The sequence below is a fragment of the Nocardioides sp. GCM10030259 genome, from assembly GCF_042666375.1.
In the GTDB taxonomy this organism is placed as follows: Bacteria; Actinomycetota; Actinomycetes; order Propionibacteriales; family Nocardioidaceae; genus Nocardioides.
Window position 1 is genome coordinate 426,127 of record NZ_JBHTDF010000002.1, and the last position, 21,224, is coordinate 447,350.

The window sequence follows — 21,224 nt, forward strand, 5'->3', positions numbered from 1 at the left end:
GGTCAGGCCAGGTCGCCGACCAGCTCGGCCTCGGCCGCATCGGTGCCGTCGGGCTCCGGGGAGCTGGCGAGGGCGCGGCGGATCGTGGGGGAGCCGGCCGCGATGATCACGACGCCGACGGTGATCGCCGCGGCACCGAACCAGAACGGCGCGGCCGCGCCCTGGCCCTCGAAGAGCCTCATCGCGACGAACGGGCCGATGGCGCCACCGGTGAAGCGGACGAAGGAGTACGCCGCGGACGCGACCGGCCGCTCCACCGGGGCCGCACCCATGACCGCCTCGGTGACGAGCGTGTTGTTGATGCCGAGCAGGGCGCCGACCACGATGATGCCGACGGCGATCACGGTCTCGTGCGAGGCGAAGACCGCCATCAGCGCCATCACCGCGGCGAAGAGCGCCAGCACGGTGGTGAGCGTCGGCAGCGTGCCGAAGAGCCGCTGCAGCCACGGCGCGACCACCACCGAGGTGAACGCGAGCAGCACGCCCCAGCCGAAGAACGTCCAGCCGATCTGCATGATCCCGAAGGTCGGCAGCGCGAACGGGCCGGCGGCCATCAGCGTGAAGAAGCCGAGGTTGTAGAAGATCGCGACCAGCGCGAGCAGCAGCAGCGCGGGGTGGCGCAGCGCGCGGAACGGGTCGGCGAGCGACGTACGCCGGCCCTGCGGCGGCGTCGACGGCAGGAAGAACGCGGTCGCGACGAGGGCGATCGTCATCAGGGTCGAGACGCCGAAGAACGGCGCGCGCCACGACTGCTCGCCCAGGAGGCCGCCGAGCAGGGGGCCGGACGCGATGCCGAGGCCGAGCGCGGCCTCGAACAGGATGATCGCCTGCGCGACCGAGCCCTTCGACGCCTGCACGATCGTGGCCAGGGCCGTCGCCACGAACAGTGCGTTGCCGAGGCCCCAGCCGGCCCGGAATCCGATGACGCCGCCCACGGAGTCCGCCGACCCCGCCAGGCCGGCGAAGACGATGATCAGCACGAGGCCGGCCAGCAGGGTGCGCTTGGCGCCGATCCGGCTGGAGACGACACCGGTGACCAGCATCGCCACACCCATGACGGCCATGTAGCTGCTGAAGAGCAGCGAGACCTGGCTGCCGGTCGCGCCGAGGTCGGCCGCGATCTCCTTGAGGATCGGGTCGACGAGTCCGATGCCCATGAAGGCGATGACGCAGGCGAACGCCACGGCCCACACGGCGCGTGGCTGCTTGAGGAGGGAGCCCTGCTGCCGGGTGTCAGCGGACTCGATGACGGCGTGGTTCACGAAGTTCCCTTCTGGGTGTTCGAGGCGGCGAGGACGTCGCGGAGCACGGCGACGGCCGTGGCGACCTCCTCGGATGTGTGCGTGCCGGCGAGCAGGGTCGCCACCCGCTCGCCATTGAGGGCCCGCACCCGCTGCAGCTCGTCGCGGCCCGCGTCGGCGAGGGTCACGACGCTGCTGCGGGCGTCCTCCGGGTTGGGCGCCTTGGTCGCCCAACCGCGCTCGACGAGCTGGGTGACGGCATTCGACATCGTCGGCTGCGAGCAGCGGTCGAGCTCGGCGAGCCGGGTGATGCCGACCGGGCCGGTCTCGTCGAGCAGCGACAGGATCCGGCTCGGGGCCGGGAGCTCGAGCTCGCGGCGCACGGCCCGCACCAGGCGGGCGGCCTGGACGACCAGATCACTCGCGAGCTCGATGTCGGCGGGGGACGGGTGGCTCACGTGAGACCACTTTACATAGGAAACCTATGCATTGGTAGATGACGTGGGCCACACCGGAGCCCGCGCTTGCTAGCGCCGGTGCTTCCCGCGTGTGGGCAGCGTGTAGGCGGTGCCGTCCATCGGGTGGGTCGCGCGGATCCCCATCGCCTTCAGCACGGTCGGCATGATGTCGACCGACCGGACCTCGGCGTGCAGGTCCTTGCCCGAGAGGCCGGCGCCCGCGAAGACGATCGGGATCTGCTGGGACGCGCGCTGGATGCCTCCGTGGTCGCCGGCGACGGAGTACGTCGTGTCGTCGGGCAGCGTGGCGATCAGGTCGGGACCGTACTCCGCCGCCTCGGTGTCGACGAGCTCCTGCGCCTTCTCCAGGAACCAGCGGCGCTCGCCGCCGGATCGCATCCGGTCCCACCGCACGGGCGAGACCCGGTCGAAGTGGTCTCCGTGGCGGCGCCACACCGCGGTCACGTCCGCCATGGTCTGCATCGCCGTCGCGGCCTGGTCGACCTTGGCGCGGGACTGGTCCTTGAGCCAGACGCGCAGCATGGAGTCGCTGTAGGACAGCCCGACGTTCCCCGTGTCGACCAGCGGCTTCAGGGCGGCCTGCGGCTTGTCGTAGGTCACGGTGTCGTTCTCGGGGTCGCCGTAGTACCAGTTGAAGTAGCCGTGGTCCCGCGTCGGCACCAGCGCACCGTGGAAGCTCCTGCCTGCCACCGAGCCGTGGTCGGCGGTCAGGACGACGAGGGTGTCGTCGAGCACGCCCCGGGCCTCGAGCTCGGCCATGATCCTGCCGACCTGCCGGTCGGCCTCGGCGGTCGCGGCCGCCATGTGCGTCATGGGGTCGCCGTCGGCGCCCGTCGGTCCGGGGTCGTCGACCCCGCCCCACATGTGCGCGGCCTTGTCGACGCCCGGGAGGGTCACGAAGATCCCGTTCCAGCTGGGCTCCCGGCGCATCACCTCGATGGCGATGTCGGTGGCCCACACGTCGCCGCCGGGGTGCGCCGCGTCCTTGCCGGTCGTGTAGCGGTCGCTGTCGAGCGGGTAGAGCACCGCCGGCAGCTTGGTGGTGTCGTAGGCGTATGCCGGGTAGCCGCTGTGCACCCAGAACCGGCTGCACGGGTCGCCCGAGATGTACGACGGCACGTTGATCCCGCTCGGCGGGCGCCAGGACCCCGCGACGCCCGTGCAGGTGGTCGAGCTGCCGAAGGTGATGATCGAGTCCGAGCCCGTCCCGCCGAAGGCGTACCCCGCGTAGCCCTTGGGGCTGATGGTGAAGTTCTTCGCCGACGGGTCGGCCGCGCCGAGGTAGTCCCCGAGCTTCGGGTAGCCGGCCGCCTCCTGCAGGGCGAACATCTCGCTGCTGCCGAAGTTGCTGGTGATGTAGAGCTCGTCGGGGTTGGTCGGCTCTCGGTCGGGCAGCACGTCGGCGACGTCGCGGTAGCCCTCGTCGGTCCAGCCCATGTGCTTGGGGAGCTGGCCGGAGGTGATCACGTTGTGGGTGACGACGGTGACCGACCCGGTGTGGCCGAGGTAGCCGCGCGGGGTGTCGACGCCGTGCCGCATCAGGGCCTCGACGTTGCGCATGTCGTACTTCTCGACGATCTCCCTGCTCAGGGCGTCGACCACGATGATGACGACCTTGGTGGGCCGATCGGCCGGGCGTGGGCCGTGCCCCGGGCCTCCCGCCACCGCGCCGGCGTGCGCTCCGGCGGCGGTGACGACGAGCGCGGTGGCGAGCGCGGCGAGCGTGCGGGGACGAGCCATGACGGTTTCCCTCCCGGCGCGGCTGCGCTGCCGCGAACCGTGGGACGAAGGTATTCCTCGCGTCTCGTCCGCGGAATCCCCTGCGGGAGGTACGTCAGAACGGCGGTCGCCCGACCCCGCTCACTCGCGGCCGACCCCACGGGTCGATGTCGTTGAGCCGACCCTGGGCCGCGCCATGCTCGGTCGACAGCGTCACCGTCGACCCGGAGGACACCTCGGCGAGCGCGGGCGAGGCCGCGAGCCGGCCGTACCAGTGGAAGCGTCCGTCGATCGGCTCGACGTGGCCGCGCAGGTCGGCGTCGACCGCGAGCTCCACGTCGCCGGCGACCAGCGTCGCGGGGCCGGCGTACTCCTCCTGGGGCTCGTGCCGGGTGTTGTCTGTCATCGCCTCTCCTCGAGTGGGGTGATGGATCCGGGGACGGTGTCGGGGGCGTCCAGGGACGTGAGTGGTACGCCGAGGTCGCCGGCCGTGCCCGAGAACGCGTGCCAGATGAAGGACGTCAGGTAGGCGCCAACGGCGGAACGGCTCATCGTCTGCCGCTCCAGCCACCACTCGCCGGTCGCGAGGCCCATGCCGACGAGCGACTGCGCCCAGGGCTCGGCGCCGCCGGTGTCGACCCCGAGCTCGCGCATCGTGTCGCCGAGCACGCGGGCGAAGGTCGCGGCGATGGCGGCCTTGCCGTCGGCCAGGGGGTCGTTGCCCGCGGGTCGGTGGCGCACGAGCAGCAGGAAGACCTGCGGGTGCTCCGCGATCGTCGCGAGATAGGAGTCGACGCCGCGGGCGACGCGCTCGCGGATCGGCGCCTCGGTAAGGATCGCGGGCAGCAGCCGCCGGAGGACCTCGTCGGCGCCCCAGCGGCCGACCGCGGCGTACAGGTCGTCGAGCCCGTCGAAGTAGCGGTAGAGCACCGGCTTGCTGACGCCGGCCTCCCGGGCGATCTCGGAGATGCCCGCGGAGGGGCCGAGGGCGTCGATCGCGGCGACCGCGGAGAGCACGAGCTCGGCCCGCCGCTCCTCGCGGTGGGAGTCCCAGCGGGCCGACCTGCCGTCCTTGACCTGGCGCGTCATGTGCGTCAGTCTAGCGGTAACCGTTACTTCTGGTAACAGATACTCGGGAGGCTCCCCCATGACGATGACCGACACCCCGACCAGCGCCGTCGCCAACCGGCTGCTCACCTCGAGCGCGAAGCAGAGCTACGACCCCGAGGTGGACATCGACTGGGACGCGCCCCTGGTCGACGGTCTCTGGTTCATGCAGCCCGAGCGCCTGTCCCTCTACGGCACCCCCGTGTGGGACCGGCTCTCCGAGGAGCAGCGGATCGAGCTCTCCCGGCACGAGGTCGCGAGCATCTCCAGCGTCGGGCTCTGGTTCGAGCTGATCCTGATGCAGATGATGGTGCGCGACCTGTACGACGCCGACCCGCGCACGTCGCGGATGCACTACGCGCTGACCGAGGTCGGCGACGAGTGCCGCCACTCGCTGATGTTCGGCAAGGCGATCGAGAAGGTCGGCGCGCCGGCGTACGGCCCGCAGCCCACCATCCACCGCCTCGGCAAGCTGATGAAGACGATCGGCGTCGGCGCCTCGGCGTACGCCTCGATCCTGGTGGCCGAGGAGATCCTCGACCGATGGCAGCGGGAGCTGATGAAGGACGAGCGCGTGCAGCCGCTGGTGCGCATGGTGTGCCGGATCCACGTGCTCGAGGAGGCGCGGCACATGACGTTCGCGCGCGACGAGGTCGAGGCGATGCTGCCGGACCTCAACAAGGTGACGCGCACGTGGCACCAGGCGGCGCTGGCGCAGACCGCGTTCATGGTGGCGCGGGCGCTGGTCAACCCCGAGGTCTACCGGGCCATCGGGATCGACCCGCGCGAGGGTCGTCGCGCCGCGCTCGCCAACCCGCACTACCAGGACACGCTGGCCTGGATGGGCGAGCGGGTCACGTCGTACCTCGACGACCTCGGCCTGATCCCGCGTCACCAGCGCGGGCTGTGGCGGAAGTCGATGCTGATCCGCTGACCGGGCATGATCGCCCGCATGGCGACCTACGTGGCATTCCTGCGGGCGATCAACCTCGGCGCGAAGCGGAAGTTCGCGAAGGCGTCGATCGCGGCCGCGGTCGAGAAGGCCGGGTTCACCGGAGTCGAGACCTACATCAACACCGGCAACGTCCGCTTCGACACCTCGCTGCGGTCGCGCGCGAGGATCGAGGCCGCGCTCGAGGAGGCGTTCGCGGCCGAGGCCGGGTTCGAGGTGCCGACGATGGTGTTCACAAAGGCGGAGGTGCGGACCATCGCCGCCGACGCCGCTGAGCTCGGCGCCGACCGGGAGCTGGAGCGGCACTTCGTCTACCTGCTCAAGTCCGAGCCCGAGGTCGCACGCGTCGACGCGCTCGCCGGCCGCTCGACGGACGTCAACGAAGTGGTCGTCCGCGGCCGCGCGGCCCACCTGCTCCTCGGCGCCGGCTATGTCCAGGGGACCGTGGACCCGTTCGGCGTCGAGAAGGCCCTCGGCGTGGCGGCGACCAACCGCAACCTCACCGTGATCAGGACCCTGGCGGAGAAGTGGTGCTGACGGCTCGCAGGTGAACAGGGCCACCGACCGCGTGTCGCCCCTTGTCGGAGGGGGAGGAACGGGATAGAACTGCGTGGCTCGGTCCGTTCTCGGGAGGAAACGCCTGTGTCGTCATCGTCTGCACCCCTGCCCTCGCGCCGCGCCGTCCTGGCCGGCGGCGTCACCGGGACGGCCGCCCTCGCGGCGGCCGGCTACACCGATGCGGCGTACGCCGGCAGCGGCCACGGCCACGGCCCCGACCGCGTGCGGCTGACGGTGCTCGGCACCACCGACCTGCACGGCAACGTCTACAACTGGGACTACTTCAAGAACGCCGAGTTCGACGACACCGCGCACAACGACATCGGGCTGGCGAAGGTCTCGACGCTGATCAAGGCCGTGCGGCGCGACCGCCGCGGCGAGCCGGTGCTGACGCTCGACGCCGGCGACACCATCCAGGGCACGCCGCTGGCGTACTACTACGCGAAGATCGACCCGATCACCGGCGGCGCCGTGCACCCGATGGCGCGCGCGATGAACGAGGTCGGGTACGACGCGGCGGCGCTCGGCAACCACGAGTTCAACTACGGCCTCGACACGTTGCGCACCTTCGAGCGGCAGCTGGACTTCCCGCTGCTCGGCGCCAACGCGGTCGACCCGGCGACCAAGCGACCGGCGTTCCCGCCGTACCTCATCAAGCACTACCGGGTCGGTCGCGGCCGCACGCTCAAGATCGGCGTGCTCGGCCTGACCAACCCCGGCATCGCGATCTGGGACAAGGCCAACGTCGAGGGGCGGATGGAGTTCCCCGGCCTCGTCGAGCAGGCGCGGAAGTTCGTGCCCGAGCTGCGGCGTCGCGGCTGCGACATCGTGATCGTCTCGGCGCACTCGGGCGCGGACACGTCCTCGTCGTACGGCGACGCGCTGCCGTACCCCGAGAACGCCTCGTCGCTGGTGGCCGAGCAGGTGCCGGGCATCGACGCCATCCTGGTCGGCCACGCGCACGCCGAGATCGCGCAGCGCTACGTCACGAACGCCGAGACCGGGCAGCAGGTGCTGCTGTGCGAGCCGTCGTACTGGGGTCGGCGGCTGGCCGTGATGGACTTCCTCGTCGAGGAGACCAGGTGGCGGGGTGGTCGCGGCTGGCGGCTGGTCTCGGCCACCTCGCAGGTGCTCAACTCCAACACCGCCGCGGAGGACCCCGACGTGGCGAGCGCGGTGCGGTCGCAGCACGACACCGTGATCACCTACGTGAACTCGGTGATCGGCACCTCCGCCGCCGCGCTGTCGGCGGCGCGGGCGGTCGTCGAGGACGTGCCGATCATCGACTTCGTCAACTACGTGCAGGCCGACGCCGTGAAGGCCGGCCTCGCCGGCTCCGACGCCACGCTGCCGGTGCTGTCGATCGCGGCGCCCTTCAACCGCGCGGCGTCGTTCCCGTCGGGGGAGGTCACCGTCCGCGACGTGGCGGGCCTCTACATCTACGACAACACGCTGCTCGCCGTACGCGTGACCGGTGCGCAGGTGAAGGACTACCTCGAGTACTCGGCCCGCTACTTCAAGCCCGTGTCCGGCCCGGGCCCCGTTCCCATGGCCGACGTCACCAACGCCGTCACCCCGACCGCGCCCAACGGCACGCCCGACTACAACTTCGACTCGGTGGCCGGCCTGGACGCCCCGCTGACCTACGACATCGACCTCGCCCGGCCGGTCGGCTCGCGGATCGTCGGGCTGTCGTACGCCGGCGCGCCCGTCGCGGCCGACCAGGAGTTCGTGCTCGCGGTCAACAACTACCGCCAGTCGGGCGGCGGCGGCTTCCCCGCCGTGTCCACGGCACCGGTGGTCTACAACCGGCAGAACGAGATCCGCCAGCTGCTCATCGACTGGGTCACCGCCCACGGCACCATCGACCCCGCCCAGTTCGCCTCCGTCGACTGGCGGCTGGTCGCCAACGGCCAGCCGATCACGGTCACCTGAGCTGGCCCTCGCGGCGGCGTCGCGCATGTAACGGGGTGTTGTGGCATCTATGACCCCGTCACAACGGGGCGAAAGATGCCACAACACCCCGTTACAGCAGCTACTCGCCGCGGAACACCGGCCGGCGCTGCTCGCTGAAGGACCGCATCCCCTCGGCGACGTCGTCGGTGCGCAGCAGGATGGTCTGACCGGTGCGCTCCCGCTCGAGGGCGTCGTCGAGGCCGGGGAGGCTGGCAGCGTTGATGGCCTTCTTGGTGGCGGCGAAGCCGAGCGGGGGACCGGCGGCGAGGCGGCCGGCGAGCTTGGCGACGAGCGCCGGGAAGTCCGCGTCGTCCACCACGTGCGACACCAGTCCGGCGGCGCCGGCGTCGGCGGCGGGGAGCGGCTCGGCGAGCAGCGCCATCCGCATCGCCCGGGCCCTTCCGACCGAGGCCGCGACCGTGGCCGACGCGCCGCCGTCGGGCATCAGGCCGATCCGGGAGAACGCGAGCAGGAACGTCGCCGACGACGACGCCACGGCCAGGTCGGCCGCGAGCGCGACGGAGCAGCCGACCCCGGCGGCGACGCCGTTGACGGCCGCCAGCACCGGCTTGTCGCAGCCGACGACCGCGCGGACCAGGCGGTTGGCGCGGTCGAGGGCGCGGACGTCGAAGCGCTCGTGCGCGTTCTCACCGGAGATGTCGGCGCCGGCGCTGAACGCCGCACCGGCACCGGTGATCACCACCACCCGCACGTCCGCCCGCGACGGCGCCGCCTCGAGCTCCGAGGCGAGCCGGTCGCTCATCTCGTCGCTCATGGCGTTGAACACCTCGGGCCGGTTCATCGTCAGCGTGAGCACGCCGTCGGCGGCCTCCACCAGCAGGTCAGCCAAGGTGCACTCCCGCAGCCTCCATCTCGGCGACCGCGGTCGCCGTCGAGTCGGGGTCGACCCCCGCGCACAGCCCCAGCAGCAGCCGGGTCTCGAAGCCGGACTTCAGCGCGTCGAGCGTCGTCGCCCGCACGCAGTAGTCGGTCGCGATGCCGCACACGTCGACCGCCGTCACCTGGTGCGCCTTCAGCCAGTCCGCAAGCGCGTGGCCGTCGACGGTGCGTCCCTCGAAGCCGGAGTACGCCGCGGCGTGCTCGCCCTTGAGGAAGATCGCGTCGAAGGGCTGGGGGTCGAGGTTGGGGTGGAAGGCCTCGCCGTCGGTGCCGACCTTGCAGTGCACCGGCCACGACTCCGCGTAGTCGGGCTCCTTCGCCCAGTGGTCGCCCGGGTCGACGTGGTGGTCCTTGGTCGCGACCACGTGGTCGTACGCCGGGGCGTCGGGCCCGCCCGCGGACCAGGCCCGCAGCACGGCGCCGATGTCGGCGGCGACGCGGGCGCCGCCGTCGACCGGCAGCGAGCCACCCTCGCAGAAGTCGTTCTGCACGTCCGTGACGATCAGGGCACGCTTCATGTCACGAACGCTACCGGTCACAGGTGGATCGTCGGGATCACCGGCTCGCCCCGGGACATCTGCTGGACGACCACGGGCAGCTCGGCGCGGGAGGCGAGGTGGCGCTCGCGGGCGGCGTCCAGGGACTCCCTGCCGACGAGCTCGCCGGACCGCACGAGCTGGACCAGCAGCGACCGGTCGTCGCCGTCGTCCACGGGCGGCTCGCCGATGCCGACCACCTCGGCCTCGGCCACCCCGGCGGCCGACCGCCTCCGCAGCGCGTACTTGCGGCCGCCCACCGAGATCTTGTCGACGCTGCGCTTCGCGACCGACACCATCTCGCCGGCGTCCGACTCGCGCGCGACGAGCTTGTAGACGAAGCCGCAGGTCGGGTGGCCGCTCCCGGTGACCAGCTCGGTGCCGACGCCGTACCCGTCGACCGGCGCGGCCGCCAGCGCGGCGATCGCGAACTCGTCGAGGTCGCTGGTCACGATGATGCGGGTGCCGGTGGCCCCGAGCCCGTCGAGCTGGGCCCGCACCTCCGCGGCCTGTACCGCGAGGTCGCCGGAGTCGAGCCGCACCGCGCCGAGCTCAGGGCCGGCGATCTCCACCGCGACCCGGACGGCCTCGGCCACGTCGTAGGTGTCCACCAGCAGCGTCGTCCCCGTGCCGAGCGCGGCGACCTGAGCGCGGAAGGCGTCGGCCTCGGTGTCGTGCAGGAGCGTGAAGCTGTGGGCGCTGGTGCCGGTGGTCGGCACGCCGTACCGGTGCCGGGCGGCGAGGTTGGAGGTCGACGCGAAGCCCGCGACGTACGCCGCCCGGCCGGCCGCGACCGCCGCCTCCTCGTGCGTGCGCCGCGACCCCATCTCGATGCACGGCCGATCGCCGGCGGCGAGGGTCATCCGCGAGGCCGCCGACGCGACGGCGGAGTCGTGGTTGTAGATCGACAGCAGCACCGTCTCGAGCAGCACCGCCTCGGCGAACGACGACTCGACGACGACCAGGGGCGAGTAGGGGAAGTAGGCCTCGCCCTCGCCGTAGCCCCACACGTCGCCGGAGAAGCGGTACGACGACAGCCACTCGAGCGTCGGCGCGTCCACGACGTCCTCGAGCGCGGCGAGCGTCGCGTCGTCGTAGCGGAAGGCCTCGATCGCCTCCAGGGCCCGGCCGACGCCCGCCACGACGCCGTACCGGCGCCCCTCGGGGAGCCGCCGCGGGAAGAGCTCGAAGACGGAGCGACGGTGCGCCGTTCCCGACCGCAGCGCGGCCTGGAGCATCGTCAGCTCGTAGTGGTCGGTGAGCAACGCCGTCGAGGGCGCGGTCGGGACAGCCACGAGGCCAGTGTGCCAACTCCGCTGTGCAAACATGGGTCCGTGACCGCGCCCGTCGAGGTCGAGCCGACCATCACGCCCGACGAGATCGTCCAGACGGCGAAGCCGTGGGTGACGATCGTGTGGAACGACCCGGTCAACCTCATGTCCTACGTGACGTTCGTCTTCCAGAAGTACTTCGGCTACCCGAAGAAGAAGGCAGAGAAGCTGATGATGGAGGTGCACGAGGACGGGAAGTCGGTGGTCAGCCACGGCACCCGCGAGGAGATGGAGCGCGACGTGCAGGCGATGCACGAGTACGGCCTCTGGGCGACGATGGACAGGCAGGACTAGGGATTGAGCCGCCAAGCATGAGTGCTTTTCATCGCCACCGCCGCAGCAAGCTCATCATCGCGAACTTCTCGGGCTTCGAGGCCGACCTGCTGCGTTCCCTCGCGGGCCAGCTCGTCGAGCTGCTCCGCAACGAGGCCGCCGAGCCCCGCGACGACGTCGACCCGATCGAGGCGCTGCTGGACTTCTCCGGTCCCACGCAGGAGCCCGAGGACCCGGTGCTGGCGCGGCTGTTCCCGACGGCGTACCCCGACGACGAGGAGGCGGCCGCCGAGTTCCGCCGGTTCACCGAGGGCACGCTGCGCGACGGCAAGGCCGCGGCCGCGATCACGATCATCGACGGGCTCGAGGAGGCCGGGCTGCCGCAGGAGCTCGCCGAGGACGGGCTGGTGATCGACGTCGAGCTCGACGAGCCGACCGCCCTGACCTGGATGCGGTCGTTCACCGACCTCCGGCTCGCGCTCGCGACCCGGCTGGGGGTGGTGGAGGGCGACGAGGCCTACTGGTACTCCCTGCCCGACGACGACCCCCGCGCCCAGGCGCACGACATCTACGAGTGGGTCGGCTACCTCCAGGAGACCCTGGTCGGAGCGCTGAGCGCCTGATGCCGATCCCGCCCTTCGTGTCCGAGCTGCGCGCGCTGATCGGCACCCACCCGCTGTGGCTGCCCGGCGTCACGGCCGTCATCCGCCGCGACGACGATCTCCTGCTCACCAGGCGAGCCGACAACGGCGAGTGGTCGCCGGTCACCGGCATCGTCGACCCCGAGGAGGAGCCGGCGGTCTCGGCGGCCCGCGAGGCGCTCGAGGAGACCGGCGTCGAGGTCACCGTCGACCGGCTCGCCTCGGTCGGCGTGATCCCCGACGTCGTCTACGAGAACGGCGACCGCGCCGCCTACCTCGACCTCACGTTCGGCTGCACCTGGGTCGCGGGTGAGGCGCGGGTGGCGGACGACGAGAACGTCGACGTCCGGTGGTGGCCGATCGCCGACCTGCCGGCGATGTCGTCGTCGATCCGTCAGCGGATCGACGACGTCCTCGCCGCGGAGACCGCGGCGCGCTTCCGGATCTGAGTCGGTCTCGAGACGCCGGTCGCGACCTCCTTCGTCGGTCGCGCGTCTCCTCGACCTGGCGCCTGCGTCCGAGCCTTCGCAGGCTCAGGCTCGGGGCGCTCAGACGACCCCGAGCGCGAGCATCGCGTCGGCGACCTGGATGAAGCTGGAGATGTTGGCGCCGGCGACGTAGTTGCCGGGTGCGCCGTACTCCTCCGACGCCGCCAGGCACCGGTCGTGCACGCCGGTCATGATCTCCTGCAGCCGGCGCTCGGTGTACTCGGCCGTCCACGAGTCGCGCGAGGCGTTCTGCTGCATCTCCAGCGCACTGGTCGCCACGCCGCCGGCGTTCGCCGCCTTGCCGGGCGCGAACTTCACGCCGGCCTCCTGGAAGATCCGCGTCGCCTCGGGTGTGCACGGCATGTTCGCACCTTCGGCGACCGCGACCACGCCGTTGCCGACGAGCGTGCGCGCCGCGTCGGCGTCCAGCTCGTTCTGCGTGGCGCAGGGGAGCGCGACCTCGGTCGGGACGTCCCAGACCGACTCGCCCTCCACGTACTTCGCCGAGCCCCGGTGCTCGGCGTACGCCGAGATGCGGGCCCGGTCGACCTCCTTGACCTGGCGCAGCAGGTCGAGGTCGAGGCCGGCCTCGTCCACGACGTAGCCCGAGGAGTCGGAGGCGGCGACGACCTGGGCGCCGAGCGCGATGGCCTTCTCCGCGGCGTAGATCGCCACGTTGCCCGAGCCGGAGACGATGACGCGACGACCCGAGAGGGTCTGGCCGGCGGCGGCGAGCATCTGCTCGGTGAAGAACACCGTGCCGTAGCCGGTGGCCTCCTTGCGGACCCGCGATCCGCCGAACGCCAGACCCTTGCCGGTCAGCACGCCGGACTCGTAGCGGTTGGTGATCCGCTTGTACTGCCCGAAGAGGTAGCCGATCTCGCGCCCACCCACACCGATGTCGCCGGCCGGGACGTCGGTGTACTCACCGAGGTGCCGGTAGAGCTCGGTCATGAAGGACTGGCAGAACCGCATGATCTCGGCGTCGCTGCGACCCTTCGGGTCGAAGTCGGAGCCGCCCTTGCCGCCGCCGATCGGCAGGCCCGTGAGGGCGTTCTTGAAGATCTGCTCGAAGCCGAGGAACTTCACGATGCCGAGGTAGACCGACGGGTGGAACCGCAGGCCGCCCTTGAACGGCCCGAGCGCGGAGTTGAACTCGACGCGGAAGCCGCGGTTGACCTGCACCTGGCCCTGGTCGTCGACCCACGGGACGCGGAAGATCAGCTGCCGCTCCGGCTCGCAGATCCGCTCGATGACCGCCTGGTGGAGGTACTCCGGGTGCCGCTTCACGACCGGCGCCAGCGACTCGAGCACCTCGGCGACGGCCTGGTGGAACTCCCGCTCACCGGGGTTGCGGTTCAGGACGATGTCGTAGTGCGGGCGCAGCGCAGGATCAAGGGTCGGCACCAACGCACTGTAAGTCTGGTGGTCCGGGCGTCCGGCATCGGTCCGGAGGACGGGCGTCGCGCGGGTGGGCCCGACCACCCCTCTACGCTGGAGCCGTGCTGACCATCGACCGCGCGACGTACGACGCCATCGTCGCGCACGCCAAGCGGGACCACCCCGACGAGGCCTGCGGGATCGTCGCGGGCCCCGAGGGCAGCGACCGTCCGGAGCGGATGATCGAGATGGTCAACGCGGCTGGGTCGCCGACGTTCTACGAGTTCGACTCCACCGAGCTCCTCGAGCTCTACAAGGAGATGTGGGACCGCGACGAGGAGCCGGTCGTGATCTATCACTCACACACGGCGACCGAGGGGTACCCCAGCCGCACCGACATCGGCCTGGCGAGCGAGCCCGGCGCGCACTACGTGCTGGTGAGCACACGCGAGCACGGGAATAACGAGGGTCCCGTGGAGTTCAGGTCCTACAGGATCGTCGACGGCGAGGTGACCGAGGAAGAGGTCACGGTCGTGGACACGCTGAGCAACTGAGGAGTCAAGACACCATGGCCATCGAGGTCCGGATCCCGACCATCCTGCGCACCTACACCGACGGCGAGAAGGCCGTCACCGCCGACGGCGCCAGCCTGAGCGCGCTGATCGACGACCTTGACGCCAGCCACCCCGGCATCAAGGAGCGCCTGATCGACAACGGCGACCTCCGCCGGTTCGTCAACGTCTACGTCAACGACGAGGACGTCCGCTTCATCGGTGGGCTCGAGGCGGAGCTCAGCGACGGCGACCAGGTCGTCGTCCTGCCGGCGGTCGCCGGCGGCGCGCGCTGATCCGATGACCCGCTACGACAACCTCCTGGCCTCCGTCGGCGGTACGCCGCTGGTGGGGCTGCCGAGGCTGTCGCCGACCCCCGACGTACGCCTCTGGGCGAAGCTCGAGGACCGCAACCCGACCGGCTCGATCAAGGACCGTCCGGCCCTGATGATGATCGAGGAGGCCGAGAAGGCCGGCACGCTGCGTCCCGGCTGCACCATCCTCGAGCCCACGTCGGGCAACACCGGCATCTCCCTGGCGATGGCCGCGAAGCTCAAGGGCTACCGCATCGTCTGCGTGATGCCGGAGAACACCTCCGCGGAGCGGCGCCAGCTGCTGCGCATGTGGGGCGCGGAGATCGTGTCCTCGCCGGCCGCCGGCGGGTCCAACGAGGCCGTGCGGGTCGCCAAGCAGGTCGCCGCCGAGCACCCCGACTGGGTGATGCTCTACCAGTACGGCAACGCCGCGAACGCGCTCGCGCACGAGCTCGGCACCGGACCCGAGCTGCTCGCCGACCTCCCCTCGATCACCCACTTCGTCGCCGGTCTCGGCACCACCGGCACCCTGATGGGCGTCAGCCGGTTCTTCCGCAGCGCCAAGTCGGAGGTGCGGATCGTCGCCGCCGAGCCGAGGTACGGCGAGCTCGTCTACGGCCTGCGCAACCTCGACGAGGGCTTCGTGCCGGAGCTGTACGACGCCTCGCTCATCGACTCGCGGTTCTCGGTCGGGCCGCGCGACGCCGTACGCCGGGTCCGCGAGCTGCTCGAGCTCGAGGGCATCTTCGCCGGCATCTCGACCGGCGCGATCCTGCACGCCGCGCTCGGCCAGGCCGCCAAGGCCGTCAAGGCCGGGGAGAGCGCGGACATCGCGTTCGTGGTCGCCGACGGCGGCTGGAAGTACCTGTCGACCGGCGCCTACGAGGGCACCGTCGACGAGGCGGAGGACCGCCTCGAGGGCCAGCTCTGGGCGTGATCAGGGACGCGGAGCGGACCTGATCGTCGGTGGTCGAGCAGCGACCGCGACCGAGGAACGAGGTCGCGACGGAGCGTGTCGAGACCCAGTGACGTATGTGGGGCGTTCCCGCTACGGTGCCCCCATCCGGCCCGGACCCCTCGAGGGAGCACCCCTTGCGCGAGATCGTCGTCTTCAGCGGCAGCGCCCACCGACCCCTCGCCTCGGCGATCAGCGACGCCCTCGGGGTCGAGCTGTCGTCGGTCGAGATGACCCGGTTCAGCAACGACTGCCTCCAGGCCCAGCTGCAGGCCAACTGCCGCCAGCGGGACGTCTACATCGTCCAGCCCTTGACGCCGCCGACGCAGGAGCACCTGATGGAGCTGCTGCTGATGATCGACGCGGCGCGCGGGGCCTCCGCGGCCCAGATCACGGCCGTGATCCCGTACTACTCCTACGCGCGGTCGGACAAGAAGGACGCGTCGCGCATCTCGCTCGGTGGCCGGCTGGTGGCCGACCTGCTCTCGGCCGCGGGCGTGCACCGGGTCCTCACGATGACGCTGCACGCCCCGCAGGTGCACGGGTTCTTCTCGGTGCCCGTCGACCAGCTCACCGCGCTCGGGATCCTCGCCGACCACTTCCAGGGCCAGGACCTGTCCGACGCCGTGGTCGTGTCGCCGGACTTCGGCAACGCCAAGACCGCGAGCCAGTTCGCGCGGCTGCTCGGCGTACCGGTCGCGGCCGGCAGCAAGAAGCGGCTCGCCGACGACCAGGTCGTCATCGACACGATCGTGGGCGACGTGGCCGGCCGCCGCGCGATCGTCCTCGACGACGAGATCGCGACCGGTGGGTCGATCGTGGAGCTGCTCGACCGGCTCCGGGAGCAGGGCTGCACGGGCGCCTCGGTGGCGTGCACGCACGGCGTCTTCGTCGGCAAGGCCGTCGAGCGGCTGCGGGACCACCCGATGGTCACCGAGGTGGTCAGCACCGACTCGGTCCCGCCGCCGTCGAACTGGCCCGGCCTCCAGGTCCGGTCGGTCGCGGGGCTGTTCGCCGAGGCGATCGAGCGCGTGCACGCAGGCGAGTCCGTCAGCAGCCTCTTCGACGGCGTCGACCCCTCCCTCGGGCCACCCCAGCCGCGGCTGTTCGACTAGGCCCTAGCCGATCGGCTCGGCGGCCCGGTTGGCGACGTCGAGGTCCTGGTCGGCGTTCAGCTCGCTGCCCGGGATCGGGCCGAGGCCGAGCAGGTCGAGCGCGAGGTTGCCCAGGTCGCCGTTGCGCACCGGCTGCCGCGCCGGGGCGTACGTCGGGTGCGTCTTGCGCGGGTTGCGGTAGTCGGGGTTGAGCGCGTAGAGGTCACCGTGCTGGACGTCGGAGCCCCAGACGAGGAACGGGATCCGGAAGTCCGCGAGCACCCGCGGCGTGTGGGTCTTCTTGCCCGGCAGGAAGCCGTGGTCGGCGGTGAGGACCACTGTGACGTGCTCGGACAGGCTCGGGTTGGCCTCGATGGTGTCGAGCACGGTGCCGAGCTGGCGGTCGGTCTTGCGCACCGCCGACAGGTACTGCGGCGACAGGCCGCCGTACGCGTGTCCGGCCCGGTCGGGCAGCGACAGGTGGAGGAACGTGAACGGCCGGTCGTTCTCGACCACGTCCGCGACCGCCGTACGCACCAGGCGGCGCTGCTGCACGTCGAACTCGGCGCGGTCGATGCCCGCCGACCAGGACCGCTCGTAGAGCTGGAACTTCTCCTTCGTGCTGAAGAGCGCGCTCTCCCCGCCGGCCTGGTCCACGACGCTGAACACGGACGCGACTGCGTGGCCGGCGCCCTTCTGCACGGTCATGAACGGCCGGTCGTCGTCCCAGACGACGCCGTGTCCGCCGAGGCTTCGGTCGATCCGGCGGCCGGTCATCATCGATGTGTGGTTGGGCAGCGTGACGTTCTGCTCGTACTCCGTGCGGGCGTTGAGCGTGCCGGCCCCCTCGGCCAGGAGCCGGTGGAACGTGGGCGCCTCGGCCTCGCCGAGCCGCTTGATCGCGGTCGGGTTGAGCCCGTCGACCGAGATCGCGAGCACCCGTGGCGCCGGCGTCAGCGGTGGCTCGGCCGGCGCCGCCTGGGTCGCGGAGCCGGGGGCGAGGAGCGCAGCCACCATGGCGCACGAAGGAAGCAGGACGAGACGGCGGGCCATGCCCGTGACGCTACCCCGTCGGCGCCCGTGATCGGCGTCTCCCCGTGACGTCGGTCGCGTGGCGCCCGCGCTGGGGGGTCGGACACTCTAGCCTTGCTCCGTGCACGACCTGACCAGCATCGACCGCCGGGACGCCTCCATCGGCATCTTCGACTCCGGCTTCGGTGGCCTCACCGTCGCGCGGTCGGTCATCGACCAGCTACCGCACGAGTCGATCGTCTACGTCGGCGACACCGCGCGCCAGCCGTACGGCCCCAAGCCGATCGGCGAGGTCCGCGAGTACGCCCTCGAGTGCCTCGACCACCTGGTCGCCCTCGGCGTGAAGGCGCTGGTCATCGCGTGCAACTCCGCCAGCGCGGCGATGCTCCGCGACGCACGCGAGCGGTACGACGTACCCGTGGTCGAGGTGATCCTGCCCGCCACCCGGCGCGCGGTCGCCGCCAGCCGCACCGGTCGCATCGGCGTCATCTGCACCCGCGCCACGGCCGAGTCGATGGCGTACGACGACGCCTTCGCCGCCGCGCCGCACGTCGAGCTCTTCACCCGCCCCTGCCCGAGGTTCGTCGACTTCGTGGAGGCCGGGGTCACCGGCGGCGAGGAGCTGATCGGCGTCGCGCACGAGTACCTCGACCCGCTGACCTCGGCCGGCGTCGACACGGTGATCCTCGGCTGCACCCACTACCCGTTGCTCACCGGCGTCATCTCCTACGTCATGGGGGACAACGTGACGCTCGTGAGCAGCGCCGAGGAGTGCGCAAAGGACGTCTACAAGATGCTGGTCGCCACCGACCTGATGCGTCCCGGCGGCGACCCGACCTACACGTTCCTCACCACCGGCTCGCCGGCGGAGTTCGAGTCGATCGGCCACCGCTTCCTCGGACCAGAGATGGTCACGGCCTCCCAGTTCGCCGGAGGCCGCATATGAGGCTGACGATCGTCGGCTGCTCCGGCTCCTACCCCGGCCCGGACTCGCCCGCGAGCTGCTACCTGCTCGAGCAGGAGCACGAGGGCCGGACGTGGCGGGTGCTGCTCGACCTCGGCAACGGCGCGCTCGGGGCGCTGCACAAGTACGTCGACCCGCTCGCGATCGACGCGGTGCTGCTCAGCCACCTGCACGCCGACCACTGCCTCGACCTGTGCGGCTACTACGTGATGCGCAAGTACCACCCGACCGGCGCCCAGCCGCGGATCCCGGTCTGGGGACCGGCGGGCACCGCGGAGCGAATGGCCCGGGCCTACGACCTCCCGCCCGAGCCCGGCATGACCGCGGAGTTCGACTTCTGCACCTGGGACGGCCCGGTGCAGATCGGGCCGTTCGAGATCACGCCGGTGCCGGTGGCCCACCCGGTGCTGGCCTACGGGCTGCGGGTCACGGCCGGCGGGGGCACGCTCGCCTACACGGGTGACAGCGGTCCGACCCCGGCGCTCGATGACCTGGCCCGCGACGTCGACCTGTTCCTGGCCGAGGCGTCGTTCCGCACCGGCGAGATCGTCCCGCCCGACCTGCACCTCACCGGCGCCGACGGCGGCGCCGCGGCCACGCGCGCCGGCGCGAAGCTGCTCGTGCTCACGCACGTCCCCCCGTGGTACGACCCGCAGGACGCGCTGACCGAGGCGCGCACGACGTACGACGGGCCGCTGGAACTCGCGGTGCCAGGAGCCGTGTACGACCTCTGAATGGATTTCGAGACGCGCCGCGCGTCCCGTCGCTTCGCTCCGGTGCGCGCCGGCCCCTCAACCTCCACGACGTGTGCGGGACTTCGCTAGCTCAGTCCCGCGTCGTGGACACAGATGGCGATCTGGACGCGGTTGGTCACCTGGAGCTTGTCGAACACCCGTGACACGTGCGCCTTCACCGTCGGGACGGAGAGGTGCAGGGTGTTGGCGATCTCGGCGTTGCTGAGCCCCTTGCCGACGGCGAGGGCGACGTCGCGCTCCCGATCGGTGAGCAGGGCCAGCCGGGCCTCGGCGTCGGCGGCCCGGGCGGCCGCGGCGTTCGCGGTCTCGTCGGGCTCGTCGCGCAGCCGGCGGATCAGCGTGCGCGTGGCGGACGGCGACAGCATCGGCTCGTCGCCGACGACCTTGCGGATCGCCGCGACGATCTCCGGCGGTGGGGTGTCCTTGAGGAGGAAGCCGTCGGCGCCGGCCGCCAGTGCCTCCACGACGTGCTCGTCGGCGTCGAACGTCGTGAGCACGATGACCCGCGGCGGGTCCGGGCGGGTGTGCAGCTCGCGGGTCGCTGCGAGGCCGTCGAGGCGCGGCATCCGGATGTCCATGAGCACGATGTCCGGCTTGAGGTCCCGGGCGAGGCGCAGGCCCTCGTTGCCGTCGGCCGCCTCGCCGACGACCTCGAGGTCGCTCTGGCCGCCCAGCATCAGGCCGAGCGCCGAGCGCACCAGCGGGTCGTCGTCGACAACGAGGACTCTCGTCGTGCCCGTCACGTGCCCCACGGTATCCATCCGTGCAGCACGAACGTCGAGCCGTCCCGTCCGGCCGCGAGCCGGCCGCCCCGCAGCTCGGCGCGCTCGGTCAGCCCGATCAGCCCGAGACCCGCGCCGGGGGTGTGGGTGGGTCCGAACCCCAGCGGGTTGCGCAGCAGCACGTCGATCCCGTGCTCGGGCGACCCGGTGATGCGAATGGTCAGCAGCGCGCCGGGCGCGTGCTTGCGGGCGTTGGTCATGCCCTCCTGGATGATCCGGTAGACCGTGCGGCCCGCCGCGTCGGGCATCGTGCGCGGTTCGACCAGGTCCTCCAGCTCGATCCGCATGCCGGCCTCCCGGGCCTCGGCGACCAGGCAGGCGAGGTCGGCGTACGTCGGCTGCGGGGCGCTGCGTCGCTCGCCGCTGTCGTCGCGGAGGACGCCGAGGACGTCGCGGAGGTCGGTCAGTGCCTCGTGGGCGCGGTCGCGGATCTCCGATGCGTTGGCCCGCATCTCGTCGGCGCTGAGGTCCTCGCGGTAGGCGAGAGCGCCTGCGTGCATGGAGATCTGCGAGATCCGGTGGGCCAGCACGTCGTGCATCTCGCGGGCGATCCGAGCCTTCTCGTTGTTGCGCGCCTGGCTGACCCGCAGCTCCTGCTCCTCCTCGGCGCGCTGCGCCCGGTTGCGCAGCGTCCAGATCAGCTCGCGGCGCGACCCGATGTACATGCCCCAGCCGAGCATCGCGCCGGTCGCGACGGCGTTGGCCACCAGCAGCAGCCAGAGGGGGTCGGACGAGGTGGCGGTCACCGTGCTGTAGAACTGCGCCGACGCGAAGTTCAGGCTGCCGACGAGCGCGATCTCGCGCCAGCGGCGTCGCGTCGCCAGAGACACGGCGGCCAGCATGGCGGGGCCTGCCGCGACTCCGGAGACCGCGCCCAGGAGTGCCGTCACGATCGCGATCGTGAGCGGGTGTCGGCGCCGGAAGAACACCAGGGCGTACGCCACGGCGCCGAGGGCGATGTCGACGAAGAACCACCACTCGGCGATGTCGAGCTCGGCTTCGACGGCCGTGCCGAATACCACGGCGCTCGCGACGAGCATGAGCAGCACGCGCCAGACGTGGCTCCACAGCCGCAGCGGCGGCTGGTACTCCTCGGGGGTCGGCCGGTCCACCCCGCAAGGCTAGGCGTCCGCGGTAGTGGTGCGGACCGGCCCCGGGTTGGCGGCAACCCCCTACTTTCGTCATCGCCGACCCGCCGCACGGACGATGTGCAGGG

General features: G+C 71.6%; 24 protein-coding genes. 12 read left to right on the forward strand and 12 right to left on the reverse strand.

Annotated elements, in window-relative coordinates; translation table 11 throughout:
* Window positions 1-2 precede the first annotated feature (2 nt).
* The 5 genes from ACFQQI_RS02420 to ACFQQI_RS02440 form a co-directional block, all read right to left on the reverse strand.
* Entirely contained in the window at window positions 3-1,262 is a 1,260-nt protein-coding gene (locus ACFQQI_RS02420) for an MFS transporter (RefSeq protein WP_378557372.1), read from the reverse strand.
* Window positions 1,259-1,699 carry a MarR family winged helix-turn-helix transcriptional regulator gene (locus tag ACFQQI_RS02425; protein WP_378557375.1) on the reverse strand — a complete coding sequence of 147 codons (441 nt, stop codon included), beginning with the start codon at window positions 1,697-1,699 and terminating at the stop codon, window positions 1,259-1,261. The genes ACFQQI_RS02420 and ACFQQI_RS02425 overlap by 4 nt, the downstream gene beginning before the upstream one ends.
* A 69-nt stretch (window positions 1,700-1,768) precedes the next feature.
* Window positions 1,769-3,460, reverse strand: a complete 1,692-nt coding sequence (locus tag ACFQQI_RS02430; RefSeq protein ID WP_378557378.1) for an alkaline phosphatase family protein — start codon at window positions 3,458-3,460, stop codon at window positions 1,769-1,771.
* Between the two features lie 94 nt (window positions 3,461-3,554).
* On the reverse strand, window positions 3,555-3,845 hold the full coding sequence (locus ACFQQI_RS02435; protein WP_378557381.1) for a DUF4873 domain-containing protein: 291 nt from the start codon (window positions 3,843-3,845) through the stop codon (window positions 3,555-3,557).
* The gene (locus ACFQQI_RS02440) at window positions 3,842-4,528 is read right to left on the reverse strand and encodes a TetR/AcrR family transcriptional regulator (RefSeq protein ID WP_378557384.1); all 687 of its coding nucleotides are present in this window, start codon (window positions 4,526-4,528) and stop codon (window positions 3,842-3,844) included. The genes ACFQQI_RS02435 and ACFQQI_RS02440 overlap by 4 nt, the downstream gene beginning before the upstream one ends.
* A 58-nt stretch (window positions 4,529-4,586) precedes the next feature.
* On the opposite strand from ACFQQI_RS02440, the gene ACFQQI_RS02445 reads away from it, so the two are divergent.
* The 3 genes from ACFQQI_RS02445 to ACFQQI_RS02455 all read left to right on the forward strand — a co-directional run bounded on the left by ACFQQI_RS02445 (window position 4,587) and on the right by ACFQQI_RS02455 (window position 7,991).
* Window positions 4,587-5,480 (forward strand): diiron oxygenase, encoded by an 894-nt coding sequence (locus tag ACFQQI_RS02445; RefSeq protein WP_378557387.1) that lies wholly within the window; start codon window positions 4,587-4,589, stop codon window positions 5,478-5,480.
* Window positions 5,481-5,498: 18 nt separating this feature from the next.
* Window positions 5,499-6,035: a DUF1697 domain-containing protein gene (locus tag ACFQQI_RS02450; protein WP_378557390.1), complete on the forward strand. Its 537-nt coding sequence runs from the start codon at window positions 5,499-5,501 to the stop codon at window positions 6,033-6,035.
* A 105-nt stretch (window positions 6,036-6,140) separates the two neighbouring features.
* The gene (locus ACFQQI_RS02455) at window positions 6,141-7,991 is read left to right on the forward strand and encodes a bifunctional metallophosphatase/5'-nucleotidase (protein WP_378557393.1); all 1,851 of its coding nucleotides are present in this window, start codon (window positions 6,141-6,143) and stop codon (window positions 7,989-7,991) included.
* 100 nt (window positions 7,992-8,091) lie between these two features.
* On the opposite strand, the gene ACFQQI_RS02460 is transcribed toward ACFQQI_RS02455, so the two are convergent.
* From ACFQQI_RS02460 to ACFQQI_RS02470, 3 genes are read right to left on the reverse strand one after another with little or no spacing between them, the layout of a single operon-like run.
* On the reverse strand, window positions 8,092-8,862 hold the full coding sequence (locus ACFQQI_RS02460; RefSeq protein WP_378557396.1) for an enoyl-CoA hydratase-related protein: 771 nt from the start codon (window positions 8,860-8,862) through the stop codon (window positions 8,092-8,094).
* A complete protein-coding gene (locus ACFQQI_RS02465) occupies window positions 8,855-9,430 on the reverse strand; it encodes an isochorismatase family protein (RefSeq protein WP_378557399.1) in 576 nt (191 codons plus the stop codon). The genes ACFQQI_RS02460 and ACFQQI_RS02465 overlap by 8 nt, the downstream gene beginning before the upstream one ends.
* Window positions 9,431-9,447: 17 nt before the next feature.
* Window positions 9,448-10,776 carry a nicotinate phosphoribosyltransferase gene (locus tag ACFQQI_RS02470; protein WP_378557402.1) on the reverse strand — a complete coding sequence of 443 codons (1,329 nt, stop codon included), beginning with the start codon at window positions 10,774-10,776 and terminating at the stop codon, window positions 9,448-9,450.
* Between the two features lie 6 nt (window positions 10,777-10,782).
* On the opposite strand from ACFQQI_RS02470, the gene clpS reads away from it, so the two are divergent.
* Genes clpS through ACFQQI_RS02485 form a run of 3 tightly spaced genes read left to right on the forward strand, consistent with a single transcriptional unit; the run spans window position 10,783 to window position 12,142 of the window.
* Window positions 10,783-11,073 (forward strand): ATP-dependent Clp protease adapter ClpS, encoded by a 291-nt coding sequence (clpS, locus tag ACFQQI_RS02475; protein WP_378557405.1) that lies wholly within the window; start codon window positions 10,783-10,785, stop codon window positions 11,071-11,073.
* Window positions 11,074-11,090: 17 nt separating this feature from the next.
* A complete protein-coding gene (locus ACFQQI_RS02480; RefSeq protein WP_378557408.1) occupies window positions 11,091-11,675 on the forward strand; it encodes a DUF2017 domain-containing protein in 585 nt (194 codons plus the stop codon).
* Window positions 11,675-12,142, forward strand: a complete 468-nt coding sequence (locus ACFQQI_RS02485; RefSeq protein WP_378557411.1) for an NUDIX domain-containing protein — start codon at window positions 11,675-11,677, stop codon at window positions 12,140-12,142. The genes ACFQQI_RS02480 and ACFQQI_RS02485 overlap by 1 nt, the downstream gene beginning before the upstream one ends.
* Before the next feature lie 99 nt (window positions 12,143-12,241).
* On the opposite strand, the gene gdhA is transcribed toward ACFQQI_RS02485, so the two are convergent.
* Window positions 12,242-13,588, reverse strand: coding sequence for an NADP-specific glutamate dehydrogenase (gdhA, locus tag ACFQQI_RS02490; protein WP_378557414.1), 1,347 nt, complete (start codon window positions 13,586-13,588; stop codon window positions 12,242-12,244).
* A gap of 95 nt (window positions 13,589-13,683) precedes the next feature.
* Here gdhA and ACFQQI_RS02495 point away from each other — a divergent pair, with 95 nt between their 5' ends.
* The 4 genes from ACFQQI_RS02495 (at window position 13,684) to ACFQQI_RS02510 (ending at window position 16,496) form a co-directional block, all read left to right on the forward strand.
* Window positions 13,684-14,115 (forward strand): Mov34/MPN/PAD-1 family protein, encoded by a 432-nt coding sequence (locus ACFQQI_RS02495; protein ID WP_378557417.1) that lies wholly within the window; start codon window positions 13,684-13,686, stop codon window positions 14,113-14,115.
* 14 nt (window positions 14,116-14,129) lie between these two features.
* Window positions 14,130-14,408, forward strand: coding sequence for a MoaD/ThiS family protein (locus tag ACFQQI_RS02500; RefSeq protein WP_378557420.1), 279 nt, complete (start codon window positions 14,130-14,132; stop codon window positions 14,406-14,408).
* Between the two features lie 4 nt (window positions 14,409-14,412).
* On the forward strand, window positions 14,413-15,363 hold the full coding sequence (locus tag ACFQQI_RS02505; RefSeq protein ID WP_378557423.1) for a PLP-dependent cysteine synthase family protein: 951 nt from the start codon (window positions 14,413-14,415) through the stop codon (window positions 15,361-15,363).
* A gap of 155 nt (window positions 15,364-15,518) precedes the next feature.
* Window positions 15,519-16,496 carry a ribose-phosphate diphosphokinase gene (locus ACFQQI_RS02510; RefSeq protein WP_378557426.1) on the forward strand — a complete coding sequence of 326 codons (978 nt, stop codon included), beginning with the start codon at window positions 15,519-15,521 and terminating at the stop codon, window positions 16,494-16,496.
* A gap of 3 nt (window positions 16,497-16,499) precedes the next feature.
* Here ACFQQI_RS02510 and ACFQQI_RS02515 read toward each other — a convergent pair whose 3' ends face one another.
* On the reverse strand, window positions 16,500-17,528 hold the full coding sequence (locus ACFQQI_RS02515) for an alkaline phosphatase family protein (RefSeq protein ID WP_378557429.1): 1,029 nt from the start codon (window positions 17,526-17,528) through the stop codon (window positions 16,500-16,502).
* Between the two features lie 100 nt (window positions 17,529-17,628).
* Here ACFQQI_RS02515 and murI point away from each other — a divergent pair, with 100 nt between their 5' ends.
* Both murI and ACFQQI_RS02525 read left to right on the forward strand, forming a co-directional pair.
* Complete coding sequence (murI, locus tag ACFQQI_RS02520) at window positions 17,629-18,453, forward strand: glutamate racemase (protein WP_378557432.1); 825 nt, start codon at window positions 17,629-17,631, stop codon at window positions 18,451-18,453.
* Window positions 18,450-19,205 carry an MBL fold metallo-hydrolase gene (locus tag ACFQQI_RS02525; RefSeq protein WP_378557435.1) on the forward strand — a complete coding sequence of 252 codons (756 nt, stop codon included), beginning with the start codon at window positions 18,450-18,452 and terminating at the stop codon, window positions 19,203-19,205. Before murI ends, ACFQQI_RS02525 begins: the two co-directional genes overlap by 4 nt.
* 86 nt (window positions 19,206-19,291) lie before the next feature.
* Here ACFQQI_RS02525 and ACFQQI_RS02530 read toward each other — a convergent pair whose 3' ends face one another.
* Window positions 19,292-19,987, reverse strand: coding sequence for a response regulator (locus tag ACFQQI_RS02530; RefSeq protein ID WP_378557438.1), 696 nt, complete (start codon window positions 19,985-19,987; stop codon window positions 19,292-19,294).
* On the reverse strand, window positions 19,966-21,120 hold the full coding sequence (locus ACFQQI_RS02535) for a sensor histidine kinase (RefSeq protein ID WP_378557441.1): 1,155 nt from the start codon (window positions 21,118-21,120) through the stop codon (window positions 19,966-19,968). The genes ACFQQI_RS02530 and ACFQQI_RS02535 overlap by 22 nt, the downstream gene beginning before the upstream one ends.
* Between the last annotated feature and the right edge of the window lie 104 nt (window positions 21,121-21,224).